Raw genomic sequence first — 13,174 nt, forward strand, 5'->3', positions numbered from 1 at the left:
CTTTGGCTTAATACGCTTCGAAATCCTTGCCGTTCAGATAGTCGGTCAAACGCTGCTTGAGCGTGTTGACAGCGCTGGCCTTGACGGTGTAGGTTTCTCCGGTGCTTTGTACCACCGTGTACAGGCTCGCCGAGGTCTGGTACATATTGACCACCGTGGAGGGGGCGTCCTCTCCGTTAAGGGTCATCTTGAAGATCACGCTCGGCGTGCCGGAGGGCTTTTCAGATGCCGAGCCATTGCGGGCCACGCCCATCAGAATCTGGTACAGGCTCCGGAAGGTGGGAGTGGAATAGGTCTTGTCGCCCACCTTCACCACCAGCTGATCGTCCGATTCTTCTTTGTCGGGGTAATGGCTCAGCTCGAACAGGGTCTCCTTGCCGTCCACCGTGAGGGAAATGCTCTTGACATTGACGATGTTCTCCATGAACAGCATGGTATCCGCCACGTCGTCGTATTGGAGGGATACCCAAGAGGAGATGGAGGAGGAGGACACCAGGTAAATCACCGGGATATCGTCCGCCATCACATAATAATTGCCGTCCTCGTCCTTGTTCCCCACCGTGATGGTATGGGCGGCCACGTTATAATAGTAGGTGATTTGCGGCGTTTCGCCCGAGCCGCTCGAGGTGCTGGAGGAAGCGGAGGAGCTGGCGTTGGGATCGTCCTTGGTGGAAGAGATCGCCGTGTTCAGCTTGGCCACCGTGTAGGGCTTGTCAAAGCCGTATTTGGTCAGATCCTCCTTGGTGGGATACGCCTTGAAAGCGCTGCTGGCCGTCAGGCTGGTGAAAGTGGACAGCGTCTGGGCCAGGTTGGAATTGACGCCCCGCAGATATGGCTTGGTCAGCATGTAGGAATACAGCGACATTTTTGTGTCGGAGGAGGTGACTTGCCGAAACGCGAAGGTCTGCTTGCGGGCCGTGCCGCTCAGCTCCATATCCCGCAGCACCGCCTGGCCGTTTTCGTCGTCGTCGTTTTTAGTGGGCGCGGTCATCAGGGTGGTTCCGATATAGGCGGTGGATGCCTGGGAGACCTCGTCGCCCAGACTGGTTTCCACGATGTATACCTCGCCGCTGTCCTTGACGCGATAATAATATCCGTCCTCCAGCGGTGTCTTGGCGCCGATTTCGAAGGCGTAGGTGGAATCGTCATGGTAGGTCACATTCACCGTCGCCAGCGGCTTGTCAAAGCCAAAATCCGCCGGATTTTCCACCGCGCCCAGCTTTTTGCTGGCCGAGATGGTGGTGACCGCGCTGATTAGATAGTCGATGTTGCTCGTGCCGATGGGCAGATCCTTATAGGCCTCCACCACCATGTCGCCGTCGCTGTTTTTCACCAGGGTGAATTCCTCCCCCTGCAGCTTGACGGTCATGGTCTTGACCGGATCGTCCACCGTCTTGTCGTCCGCCCCCTTGGATTTATCCAGCAGCGAAATGGAGGGGTCGCTGGATACCTCGGAGGAGGACGCGCTTTCCTTGGGCGGGATGAGCAACAGAGCCGTCAGGATCCCGCCCAGAGCCACCACGGCCACGCACGCCAGAATCAGCGTGCGGGTCCGTTTGCTCATGGACTTGCCCTTACTCATAGATGCCTCCTTTTAAGGAAGACCACCAGGCAGATAATCAGGATAATCACCGGAATGCCAACGGTGAAGACGCCCAGACCCACAATCAGGGTGGTGGAATCGGAGAAGGTGATGGTATCCCGCTCCAGGGACTTGGTGGATACGTTGATGTCGTCCACCACGCCGGTCATGGCGCCCAGCGCGCTCATCAGCACGTTTTCATTCTTGACGTTGGCCTGACTGGCCGCCAGAATCATTTGGGTGGAGCCGCTGAGGATCACGTTGGTCTTCACCTGCTCGTTGTCCACATAGGTCCATTTGACGGACGCCGCCATGCCGTTGATGGGATAGGCGTCCGCCGCGAAAGACTTGTCGTCTTCGCTGCTGGCATTTTCGTCCGTGGCGTCCTTGATTTTCATCAGTTTGGCGCTTTCCGGGAAGGTGATGATGGGCACGTTGTACAGGGAGTTTTCAGAGTTGTTCTCCTTATGGGTGACAATCTGGCGGGTCAGGGGGGTCAGCACATTGGCCGAGCCGGACAAATCCTTGGTGAAATCGGTGTCCGCCGTGTCCGCGTAAGGATAAAAGCCGCTGTAGCGATAGGTGCGGGTCAGGCTGGTCTCCATGACCAGGTTGTCGGTGACCTCCAGGCCGTACTCCACATTGAGGAACTCGTACAGATTCTTGCATTCCGCCTGGAAGTCGGCAAACACCATCAGGTTGCGGTCGAGTTTGCCGTCGTTGTCCAGCCATTTCTGCAGCCGCTCGATTTCCTCGGCGGTGAAGTCCTTGGTGGGCCCCACGATAAGGCCGGCCACCGTGTTCGCGTCAATCTCCTCCGAGGAGGCCAGATTCAGCTCTTTAAACTCATAGCCGTTGGCTTCATAAATGGATTTCAGGGCGCTGACGGTATCCTCATCCTCTTCGTGCCCCACGAAAGCAGTGACCACCTGCACCGTGTCCCGCATCACGTTCTTGATACGGGAGGCCAGGGTCACCTCCACCTTGGAGGACACGGTCTGCGCCTGGGTATAGCCGTCGCCGCTGATTTCGTACATGTCGTTGAAGGACGCCTTCTGATAGCGATCCCCGCACAACAGGAGGATATCGCCGGAGGTAACCTCGTACTTATTGTACTGGGTAGCCAGCTGCGGGTTCAGGTTGAGATCCTCGTATTTGACCGTCACCTTGCCGCCGGAATAGGACGTATACTGCTGGAGCGCCTTGTAGATTTCCTTGTACAGCGCCTCCACCTGGTAATAATCGGAGCCCATGTTGGGGTTCTTGTACAGGTCCTCCGATCCGAAGACGATAACCTGCACGTCCTTGTTGATGCTTTTGGCAATTTCCACGCTGTTGTCCGACAGGGAGAACAGCTTGTTCTGCGTCAAATCGATATTGATGGGGAACCGGTCGGCCAGCAGGCTGACCACCACGTTGAGCACCACCACCAGCACCGCCACCACGGCGGTGATTGCCGTCGCCATGCTGCCATAGCGGAAGCGACGGCTGTCCATTTTGGATTTTTTCGGCTTTTTGCCTTTGGCCTTGCCGTCCTGCTCGGGCGCTTCCTCTTCGGCGGCGTCCTCGCTCAGGAATTCCTCCAGGGACTCCTCCTCCGGCTGCGCGGAATCCTCCGCGTCCTCTCCCGGGCCGGCTTCCTCGGCGGCTTCGCCCTGGCCGGCCGTCTCGCCGTCGGCCGCGGCCTCCTCGTCGGTGGGCAGCAGGCCCTTTTTGTTCAGTGCCTCCAGCAGTTCGTCTTCCAGCTCGCCGTTGCCGGACGTATTCTCAAATCCGTTATCCTTTATCATGTCGGTATTCCTCCCCTCAGCTCCATCTCTTGCGATCCAGAACCCGAACGGTCAGGAACACAAACAGCGCTTGTAAACTCAAGAAAAAGACCACATTGTCGTAGTTGATGACCCCCGAGGTGAAATCGCTGTACCGGCTGGACACCGAGATGAAATTCACCACCGAGGTAATCCATTTGACGGAGGAGAACACCGACCCCAGGCTGTCCACCATGATCATGGCGAAGGAGACCACAAAGGTGCCCAGCGCCGCGATGAACTGGCTTTCCGTCAGGCTGGAGATGAACAGGCCGATGGCGATGACCATGCCGCCCAGCAGCAGCAGCCCCACGTAGTTGCCCACGATCACCAGCCAGTCGGGGGTCACCTGAAAGGCGATGATGACGGCGAACACCAGGGTGATGGAAATGCCGATGGCGAACAGCAGCAGCGCCGCCAGAAATTTGCCCAGCGCGATGCCCGTCAGGCTCACCGGCGCGGTGAGCAGGGCTTGGTCGGTGCGCTGCCGCTTGTCGTCGCTGAGCAGGCGCATGGTCAGCACCGGCAGCACCAACAGCAGCACGATGGTGAACAGGCCGCCGAACACACCGCTTAAATCCGCGCTGCCCGCGTACATGTTGGTTGCGAAGAAATAGAAGCCCGAAAACCCGAACAGCACCGCCAGCACAAAGTAGCCGATGGGGGAGGTGAAGAAGGTTTTGAACTCCCGCTTGAAGATGGCACTCATTTCTTTTTCCCTCCTCGAATGCCCTGAGGCACCCGCTCCCGGGTCAGGGCGATAAAGATATCCTCCAGCGTCATTTCCATGCTCTTCAGGCCCATGAGCGGCCATTTGCGGCTCGCCAGCCGGTCGAACAGGTCGCGGCGGATGTCCGCGCCCTCGCGCACCTCGACGGCGAATTCGCAGACGCCCGGCTCCCGCTCGCCCATGGAGGCGACATTGTCCACCCCGTCGATGCGGGATATCAGCGCGGAAACGTCCGCTTCCGGCCCAGCCACCCGCATCAGGAGACGCCGATCGCTGGAATACTGCTTGGACAGGTTTTCCGCCGTGTCGTTGGCGACGATGGTGCCTTTGTTGATGACCACGATCCGATCGCATACCGCCTCGATTTCGGGCAGGATATGGGAGGACAGGATCACCGTGTGGTGCTTGCCCAGGCTCTTAATGAGCGAGCGGATTTCGATGATCTGGTTGGGGTCGAGCCCCACCGTCGGCTCGTCCAGAATCAGCACCGGCGGATTGCCGATGAGGGCCTGTGCGAAGCCGACCCGCTGCCGATAGCCCTTGGACAGGTTCTTGATAAGCCGTCCGTACACGTCGGTGATTTTCATCAGCCGGCAGATCTCCGCGATATGTTGGGCGCGGGGCAGGGCGCATTTCTTAAGATCGTACATGAAGTCCAGATATTCGCGCACCGTCATGTCCAGATACAGCGGCGGCTGCTCCGGCAGGTAGCCGATGTTGGCCTTGGCCTCATTAGGCTCCTCCAGCACGTCGTGGCCGTTGATTTTTACAACGCCCTCCGACGCCGACAGATAGCCGGTGAGAATGTTCATGGTAGTGGATTTTCCCGCGCCGTTCGGCCCCAGGAACCCGAGGATTTCGCCCTCTTCCACTGTGAAGCTGATATGGTTCACGGCGCAGTGCCCGCCATATCGCTTCGTCAGGTTTTGTACCTCGATCATGGTTTTGCCATCCCTCCTGTTAGTATCCGCGCAGGCAAGCCCCGCGGAGCTCTCCTGTCCAACGCGCTGTTTTGCGGCTGTTTACCCATGTCCGCACGCTGTTTTTATTGTATCGGAACCGGCGGCGGCAGTTGTAAACAGTCTATAAAAGTTGTGTGTTTATCGTGTGATTTTTCCGTCGGCGCGCGCGGGAAGCATTAACTGCACCAGTATAGCATGTTTCTTCCGTCTTTTCAATGAAAATTTCAAGTCAGAACGGTCCGAAAATGGCGGAGGAGCCGAAAATACCGGGAATGGAAACCACGCGGAGTGACTGGCGCCCGGAAAATGTGCTATACTAATGGAAATGAAAGGGAAGAAGGCGGCTGCCGATGGATAAGCGTCCGATGAAAACCGTGGGGGAATCCCGCACCGAGCAGGTGCAGATCGTGCTGCCCGGGCACAGCAACGGCGACGGTCGTCTGTTCGGCGGCCGTTTGATGGAATGGATCGACGTGGTGGCCGCCGTGGTCGCCCGCCGGCACAGCGGCGTGAACGTCACCACCGCCGCCGTGGACAACTTGCAGTTTAAAGCCGCCGCTCATATCGGGGACACCGTTCTGCTCGTGGGGCAGATGACCTGGACGGGCAACACCTCCATGGAGGTGCGAGTGGATGTGTATGTGGAAAATCTGGGCGGGGATAAAGCGTTGATCAATCAGGCCTATCTGGTGCTGGTGGCCATCGATCAGGAGGAAAACCCGGTTCCCGTCCCCGGCCTGTTTACCATTGTACCTGAGGAAAAGGCGGAATGGGAGGGCGGCCAGCGCCGCCGCGCCCTGCGCCGCCAGCGCCGGGATGAGCAATACTGAACATCGCAAATTTTCCGTACCAATCCGCAAAAAAACGGCTATCTCTTCCCAGCCTCCCGCGTTATGATAAAAAGGGCCGCAGCCCGAAATCCTATGGGAAGAGGAGATGCCGGTCATGGACAACATGCGCAGAGCCATCTGTTTCGAAACCCCCGACTATATCCCCATGAATTTTGTGATCAACCCCTCCTGCTGGGAGGCCTATCCGCAGGATGCGATTTTCGAGCTGATGGAATCCCATCCGCTGCTGTTTCCGGGCTTCCGGCGGCCGGCGGGCCGTTACGTGCCGGAATACCCGCTGGTGGCCCGCAAGGGTGCGGATTTTACCGACGACTTCGGCTGCGTCTGGCGAACCACCGTCGACGGCATCACCGGCACGGTGGTGCGGCACCCGCTGGAGGATTGGGAGGCGTTTGCCTCTTACCGGGGGCCGGATCCGGCGGTCTGCATGGGCATCGGCCCGGTGGATTGGGAGGTCGAGAGGGCGCGGGTGGAGGCCGAAAAGGCTGCCGGGGGCTTGTCCGCCGGCGCCCTGCGTCACGGCCACACGTTCCTGCAGCTGTGCGATCTGCGGGGCTATGAAAACCTGATGTACGATTTTCAGGACGAGGATCCCCGTATTTTTCAGCTGATTGAGCTGGTGGAAGCCTTTAATATGGAAATTGTCCGGCGGTACCTGGACATGGGCGTGGATAGGATGGGCTATGCCGAGGATTTGGGCATGCAGGTCGGCCCCATGCTCTCGCCCGCCCATTTCCGCACGTACATCAAGCCGGTTTACCAGCGGCTGATGCGCCCCGCGAAGGAACGCGGCGTCATTGTCCATATGCATTCCGACGGGGATATCCGCTTGCTGGCGGACGACCTGATCGAGGGCGGCGTCCAGGTGATTAACCTGCAGGATCTGGTCAACGGGATCGACTGGATCGCTGCCCGCTTCGCCGGCCGGATTTGCGTGGATTTGGACATCGATCGGCAGCTGGTGACCGCCAAGGGCACGCCTGAGCAGATCGATGCACTTATCCGGGAAGAGGTTTCCAAAATCGGCGGCAAACGCGGGGGCCTGATGATGACCTACGGCTGGTATCCCGGCGTGCCGCTGGAGAACGCCCGCGCCGTGATGGACGCGATGGAAACCTACGCCCTGTTTTACAGCTGAAGGCCAGAAAGGCGCCGCGGATACGTCCGCGGCGCCTCAGTCTGTCAAAGAAGGGGAATCCGCCATTCGGAAGACGAAAAAAGCGGAGGCGGGTTACCGATCGGTGTTTGCGAGGACATGTGACTCGCAAACACACCTTATAGGCGAAAAATAGCGGAAACACATGTGTTTCCGCTATTTTTCAAGAGCAGGGGTGGTACTGGCGGGGATAGAGGGAGCAAGGCGAGTATAACGAGCCGCCGCGATCCGGCATCCCCGTCCAGCAGCGTGTCGACTTTGTCGACACGCTGAGGCGCCGCGGATACGTCCGCAGCGCCTTTCTGTTCCCTATGACAAATCCGCCAGGGTGCCGAAGGTATATCCCATGGCCTCCCATTTTCCCAGCAGCTCGTCGAGAATTTCCGAGTTGGTTTTGGACGTGCTGTGCAGCAGCACAATGGCGCCCGGATGAATCCGGGTCAGCAGCTTGTTGAAGGCTTCGGTGGCCGTCGGCTGCTTATCCACATACCAGTCCACGTAAGCCAGGCTCCAGAAAAAGGTCTTATAGCCCAGCTCCTGCGCCATTTTCAGGTTGCTCTCGCTGTATTTGCCCTGGGGCGGCCGGTAGAATTTGGTCATGTCCTGGCCCGTGGTCTCCTTATACAGGTTTTCCAGCGACCGCATCTCCTGCCCGAAGGAGGCGGCGTCGGATATCTTGGACATGTCCGGGTGATGGAAGGTGTGGTTGCCCACCGTGTGCCCCTCGGCCGCCATCCGCTTGACCAAATCGGGGCTGGTCTGGATGTAATTGCCCACCACGAAGAAGGTGGCCTTGACGTTGTGCTTTTTCAGCGCGTCCAGGATGGCCGGGGTGTAACCATTCTCATACCCAGCGTCGAAGGTTAGATAGATGGTCTTTTTGGAGGTGTCCCCCAGGTAATACGCCCCGTATTGCTTGAGATAGTCGGCGGAGGCGTTGCCCACCGGCGGCTCTCCCTCCTTCTGGAAGCTCAGCCCCCAGTTGGTGTTCGCCGCCTTGGACGCGGACACGTGCTCGCCGGGCAGCTGGGCCAGCCCCAGCGGTACCAGCACCAGTGCCAGGGCGCTGCAAAGCGCCGCCGCGATGTGCTTACGGCGAAGGATGACATACATACGCCTTACCTGCCTTTCCATGCCGGACGGCCTGCGCCCGGTTGTCGCTCTGCTACTACTATATTGGCGCTTTTTCCCGGATATGCGCGCCGCCCCCGCCAAAACTCGTCCTTTTTTGCATGGGTCTAGGCCTTATCGCGTTGGCATATATATGTCCCAAATGATTAAGGGGGAAACCGTCCATGCAGAACAAGCAGCCCTCGTCCGAGGCTTTTCCTGTCGCTGATTCCGCGCCCTATCCGCCGCTGAAAGTCACGGGGCCCAATATCCAGGCGGCGTGCCGCCTCTCCCAGGCGTTGGCCGGCGCCAAAAGCGAGATGACCGCTATCATGAGCTATGAATACCAGCATTGGATCCTGACCTCCTGCCGCCCGGAATTGGCTGTAACCGTCTTCCGCATCGCCAAGGTAGAAATGCACCATCTGGATATGCTGGGACAGCTCATCGTGCTGCTCGGCGCTGATCCCCGCTTTGGCTGCGATCAGCGGGGATCCTGCGCCTGGTGGAGCGGCAGTATGGTCTGTTACTCCCACGACGTGCGTCAGATCCTGTTGAATAATATTACCGACGAGAAAAAAGCGGCCGAGTTCTACCGGACGGCGGCCTGTGACATTCCGGATCCCTGCGTCGCCGCCGTGCTCAACCGGATCGCCCGGGATGAGGTTCTCCACGCCGAAATTTTTACCCGGTTCCTCAAGGACTGCCAATAAAAAAGGCCCAGACTGCATGGGGGGTGCAGCCTGGGCCTTGCTTTATATGTTCGGAAGCGCGTGCGATCAGCTCGCTAAATCTTCCCGCGAGATTTCATCCACGCAGCCGTAATCGACAATGTACGCGTCGGAGGTTTTCCGGACGCCCAGTAGTTCGACAAACGCCGGACAGATCTGGCCGCAATCCACGGCATCCCCCACGAGATCCATTTCGACGAAGTCCACATTGTCGTGTTTCATCTGTGTGAGAATCTCCATAAGCGTGGATAAGCGGACAGTGATCTTTTTCATTTTGACATCCTCCTTTTGTTGGTATGTCTGTAGTATACACCCTGCGAATCAAAAAAACGGATCCAATATAGGAGATTTTGTCGATCCGCCGAACTTTATCCATTTCCCCCAAGACGGAGGACTTTAGCGAAAAAAATCTGGTGCAGGCGTTTTTCCGGACAAAAGCCAAAATTGCAGAATATCCAGTCGATCCCCACGGCCGCCCTTTTTCTTTGGATATCCCGCCAAACCCGAGCCCTTCGACGAAATGCGACAAGAAGGTGCTCCAAAATGAATAATTTAGCAACACCCTTGAAAAACCACGATCATAGCGTTCACGTTATGCCGGTGGGTACATGAAGCGTGGCCCGCATTTTGCGTCTGTACAGACGCAAAACCGCGCTTTTTCTCCTCCCTTTCCTATAGGAATGCCGTGTGCAGCAGATCCTTATAAAAAGAGGACGCCCATGACTAAACGCCGCCAAAAGGCGCACGCTAACAGCAAAGAATCAGACGGCGGGGAGGCGTGCCGGTGCGGCGGCTGGGACGGGCGGAACTTATAAAAACGGGAAAAATCGCGGTGGGCTGCTGTCTGGCCTATACGGCGGCCTCTCTGCTGGGGCTGCGGTACGCCACGTCGGCCGTGACCATTACCCTGCTGAGCATTCAGAACACCCGGCGGGACACCTTCCGCCTGGCGGGAAGGCGCAGCTGCGCCTTCCTCACCGCCCTGGCCGTATCCTTCGCAGTATTTTCAACAGCCGGCTATACCGTCCTCTCCCTAGGGCTGTTCCTGTTGGTGTTCGCGCTGCTGTGCCACCTTTTCGGCCTGATGGACGGCTTGTCCATGAGCACCGTCCTGGTGCTGCATTTCTGGAGCGCCGGCGCCATGACCCTGTCCGCCGTCCTTAACGAGTTGATCCTGATGGCTATCGGTATCGTCATGGGTATTGTCATGAATCTGTATATGCCGCGGGAGCTGGACGCCATCCGGGCGGATCAGCGGCGCATCGACGAGACTGTCCGGGAAATCCTGATCGAGCTGTCCGAGCGGGTGGTGGCCAGCTCTGCGGGCATCGACGCGGGCCGGCGCCTGGAGGAACTGGACAAGCAGCTCGAAACCGCTCACCGCCGGGCCAGCGCCTACCAGAACAACAGCTTCTCCTCCGACACCCGCTATTTCGTGCAGTACGTCGAGCTGCGCCGCCGCCAGTGGCGGATCCTCTCGGCCATTTACCGGGATTTACCCCGCCTGTCCTGTGTACCCTATCAAGCCAACGTGGTGGCCAACTTCATGAAGCTGACGGCCTACTCCCTGCATGAATGCAACAACGCCACCGTCCTGCTGGAGGAGCTAAAGGAGGTGCGTACCCACTTTCAGCATAGCCGCCTGCCCGCCACCCGGGAGGAATTCGAAACCCGCGCCGTCCTCGTGGAAATCGTCCACCAGATCCAGCATTTGTTAGAGGAAAAGAAATTTTTCGCCGAAAGCTTGACTCCTTCTCAAATTCGCCGGTTTTGGGTAGAATTATTATCGACTTAACCCCCGAACTATTGACAAAATGTCGATATCCGTGTATGCTCAAATTTGATTGTTATGTTTCTGATAAAAGTATTCCTATTAAATTAGGAAAGCAAAAGAGGGCTTTGCGCGAGAAAAAGACAGGAAATATTGTGGCAGTCATGCTGCCAAGTCTTCCTGCAAGGCTTAAAAAATGTTTTAAAACTTTAGGAAGTACTGAATGGAGGACAAACTCATGTCGATTTTTACAGGGAAAACGCTCTTGATTACAGGGGGAACTGGTTCGTTCGGCAACGCCGTGTTAAAGCGCTTTTTAAATACAGACATCGGTGAAATTCGTATTTTCTCCCGCGATGAAAAGAAGCAGGACGATATGCGGAAAAAATATAACAACGATAAGCTGAAGTTTTATATCGGAGATGTGCGCAATAAGGAAAGCGTCGCTGGCGTGATGTACGGGGTGGATTACATATTTCATGCGGCAGCCTTAAAGCAGGTGCCTTCTTGTGAGTTTTTCCCCATGGAGGCTGTGCGTACCAATGTCGAGGGTACGAATAACGTCTTAACCGCCGCCGTGCAGTTTGGCGTGAAAAGAATCGTTTGCTTGTCCACTGACAAGGCTGCGTACCCCATTAATGCCATGGGTATCAGCAAAGCGATGATGGAGAAAGTGATTCGTGCCAAGGCCAGGGAGGTCAAAGGTACCGGCACAGTGATTTCCTGCACACGATATGGTAACGTCATGTGTTCTCGCGGCAGCGTGATTCCTTTATTTATTGACCAAATCCGCGCCGGCAAACCAATCACGATAACGGATCCCAGCATGACAAGGTTTTTGATGAACCTGGATGAAGCGGTCGACCTGGTGCTGTTCGCGTTTGAGCATGCAAAACCCGGCGATTTGTTTATCCAAAAGGCGGATGCGTCCACCATTGAAGATTTAGCAAAAGGCGTACAGAAATTATTCGGCGACACTGGGATCCACATTATCGGCACACGCCACGGTGAGAAGTTATATGAAACCCTTATGACCCGAGAGGAACGGCTGAATTCCGAGGACTTTGGGAAATACTTCCGCATTTCGGCGGATGAACGGGATTTGAACTACGACAAATATTTCGTGGACGGCGAAGTAAAGACCCAAAGCGAAGAAGCCTATACGAGTCACAATACCAAACGGCTGGATGTGGACGGGGTGGTAGAAAAAATTATGACCACGGAGTATGTCCAAAACGCTTTGAAAGGATTGTTTGAGGACTAATGGGTTTTCATATTTTGGTGACGGGTTCCAAGGGGTTTGTCGGCCGTAATTTTGTGGAAGCCCTGAAAGCCATAAAAAACGGCAGGGATAGCAGACATACTTGGGACAGCATGGGTGACCCAAGCGAACTGGAGATTTTTGAATATGATGTGGACGGCACGGAAGACCAGCTGCATACGTATTGCGAAAAAGCGGATTTTGTATTTAATTTTGCCGGCGTTAATCGTCCCGACAACCCGGATGAGTTTATGCAGGGGAATTTTGGCTTTGGTTCTAAATTGTTGGATACTTTGAAGAATTATCATAACACGTGTCCGGTCATGCTGTCCTCCTCGATTCAGGCGTCGCTGGAGGGAAGATACGCCGGCAGCGAATATGGTAAAAGCAAATTGGCCGGAGAGAATTTATTTAAGGCGTACGGTGAAGAAACCGGATCCAGGGTGCTGATTTATCGTTTCCCCAATCTTTTCGGGAAATGGTGCAGGCCCAATTACAATTCGGCCGTGGCCACCTTCTGCAACAACATTGCCAACGGCTTGCCGATACAGGTGAACGATCGAAACGTTCGGCTGGATTTGGTCTACATCGATGATCTGATGGAGGAAATGTTCCGCGCCCTGGACGGCAAAGAACACCGCGATGAAAACGGCTATGGCTATGTCCCCGAGGTTCATCAGGCTGCGCTGGGGGAGATTGTCGATTTGTTATACGAGTTCAGAGACAGCCGGAAAACCTTGAGCGTTCCGGATATGACGGAAGGGAGCTTCAGCAAAAAGCTGTATTCCACCTACCTGTCTTATCTGGCCCCGGATAATTTCAGCTATCCGCTGAAAATGAATGTGGATAACCGAGGCAGCTTCACGGAAATCATACGCACAGCCGACAGAGGGCAGTTCAGCGTGAACATCAGCAAACCGGGGATTACCAAAGGCCAGCACTGGCATCATACGAAAACCGAGAAATTCGTCGCCGTATCGGGCCGAGGGCTGATTCAGCTTCGAAAAGTCGGTACGGATCCCGCCACCGGCTCCGCCTATCCGGTGGTGGATTATTATGTCAGCGGCGATGAAATCACGGTGGTGGATATGATACCGGGATATACGCATAGAATTGTGAATCTCAGCGAAACGGAGAATCTGGTGACGCTGCTGTGGTGCAACGAATGCTTTGATCCCGAAAGACCGGATACCTTTTTTGAGGAAGTGTAAC

The 13,174-nt window shown here is 56.3% G+C and carries 13 protein-coding genes; 7 read left to right on the plus strand and 6 right to left on the minus strand.

Annotated elements, in window-relative coordinates; all coding sequences use genetic code 11:
- Positions 1-7: 7 nt before the first annotated feature.
- The 4 genes from ACSAMM_RS00160 to ACSAMM_RS00175 are packed head-to-tail and all read right to left on the minus strand — an operon-like array spanning position 8 to position 5,061.
- The gene (locus ACSAMM_RS00160) at positions 8-1,582 is read right to left on the minus strand and encodes a DUF4340 domain-containing protein (RefSeq protein ID WP_457788904.1); all 1,575 of its coding nucleotides are present in this window, start codon (positions 1,580-1,582) and stop codon (positions 8-10) included.
- Positions 1,579-3,372, minus strand: coding sequence for a DUF7088 domain-containing protein (locus tag ACSAMM_RS00165; RefSeq protein ID WP_457788906.1), 1,794 nt, complete (start codon positions 3,370-3,372; stop codon positions 1,579-1,581). The genes ACSAMM_RS00160 and ACSAMM_RS00165 overlap by 4 nt, the downstream gene beginning before the upstream one ends.
- A 16-nt stretch (positions 3,373-3,388) precedes the next feature.
- Entirely contained in the window at positions 3,389-4,099 is a 711-nt protein-coding gene (locus ACSAMM_RS00170; protein ID WP_178725715.1) for an ABC transporter permease, read from the minus strand.
- Positions 4,096-5,061: an ATP-binding cassette domain-containing protein gene (locus ACSAMM_RS00175; protein ID WP_178725713.1), complete on the minus strand. Its 966-nt coding sequence runs from the start codon at positions 5,059-5,061 to the stop codon at positions 4,096-4,098. The genes ACSAMM_RS00170 and ACSAMM_RS00175 overlap by 4 nt, the downstream gene beginning before the upstream one ends.
- Before the next feature lie 371 nt (positions 5,062-5,432).
- Here ACSAMM_RS00175 and ACSAMM_RS00180 point away from each other — a divergent pair, with 371 nt between their 5' ends.
- The gene (locus ACSAMM_RS00180) at positions 5,433-5,912 is read left to right on the plus strand and encodes an acyl-CoA thioesterase (protein WP_178725711.1); all 480 of its coding nucleotides are present in this window, start codon (positions 5,433-5,435) and stop codon (positions 5,910-5,912) included.
- A gap of 115 nt (positions 5,913-6,027) precedes the next feature.
- Positions 6,028-7,071 carry a uroporphyrinogen decarboxylase family protein gene (locus ACSAMM_RS00185; RefSeq protein ID WP_457788909.1) on the plus strand — a complete coding sequence of 348 codons (1,044 nt, stop codon included), beginning with the start codon at positions 6,028-6,030 and terminating at the stop codon, positions 7,069-7,071.
- 327 nt (positions 7,072-7,398) lie between these two features.
- Here ACSAMM_RS00185 and pdaA read toward each other — a convergent pair whose 3' ends face one another.
- A complete protein-coding gene (gene pdaA / locus ACSAMM_RS00190) occupies positions 7,399-8,202 on the minus strand; it encodes a delta-lactam-biosynthetic de-N-acetylase (protein WP_457788911.1) in 804 nt (267 codons plus the stop codon).
- Between the two features lie 182 nt (positions 8,203-8,384).
- Here pdaA and ACSAMM_RS00195 point away from each other — a divergent pair, with 182 nt between their 5' ends.
- Positions 8,385-8,912 carry a ferritin-like domain-containing protein gene (locus ACSAMM_RS00195; RefSeq protein WP_457788913.1) on the plus strand — a complete coding sequence of 176 codons (528 nt, stop codon included), beginning with the start codon at positions 8,385-8,387 and terminating at the stop codon, positions 8,910-8,912.
- Positions 8,913-8,978: 66 nt separating this feature from the next.
- Here the strand turns inward: ACSAMM_RS00195 and ACSAMM_RS00200 are convergent, their stop codons facing one another.
- Complete coding sequence (locus ACSAMM_RS00200; protein WP_457788915.1) at positions 8,979-9,203, minus strand: hypothetical protein; 225 nt, start codon at positions 9,201-9,203, stop codon at positions 8,979-8,981.
- Positions 9,204-9,714: 511 nt separating this feature from the next.
- Between ACSAMM_RS00200 and ACSAMM_RS00205 the strand changes: the two genes are divergently transcribed.
- Genes ACSAMM_RS00205 through ACSAMM_RS00220 form a run of 4 tightly spaced genes read left to right on the plus strand, consistent with a single transcriptional unit; the run spans position 9,715 to position 13,173 of the window.
- Complete coding sequence (locus ACSAMM_RS00205) at positions 9,715-10,725, plus strand: aromatic acid exporter family protein (RefSeq protein WP_457788917.1); 1,011 nt, start codon at positions 9,715-9,717, stop codon at positions 10,723-10,725.
- Between the two features lie 35 nt (positions 10,726-10,760).
- On the plus strand, positions 10,761-10,970 hold the full coding sequence (locus tag ACSAMM_RS00210; RefSeq protein ID WP_457788919.1) for a hypothetical protein: 210 nt from the start codon (positions 10,761-10,763) through the stop codon (positions 10,968-10,970).
- The gene (locus ACSAMM_RS00215) at positions 10,940-11,965 is read left to right on the plus strand and encodes a polysaccharide biosynthesis protein (RefSeq protein WP_457788921.1); all 1,026 of its coding nucleotides are present in this window, start codon (positions 10,940-10,942) and stop codon (positions 11,963-11,965) included. Before ACSAMM_RS00210 ends, ACSAMM_RS00215 begins: the two co-directional genes overlap by 31 nt.
- The gene (locus ACSAMM_RS00220) at positions 11,965-13,173 is read left to right on the plus strand and encodes a polysaccharide biosynthesis C-terminal domain-containing protein (protein ID WP_457788923.1); all 1,209 of its coding nucleotides are present in this window, start codon (positions 11,965-11,967) and stop codon (positions 13,171-13,173) included. Before ACSAMM_RS00215 ends, ACSAMM_RS00220 begins: the two co-directional genes overlap by 1 nt.
- Position 13,174 lies beyond the last annotated feature (1 nt).

This window comes from Anaeromassilibacillus sp. SJQ-5 (assembly GCF_054108045.1).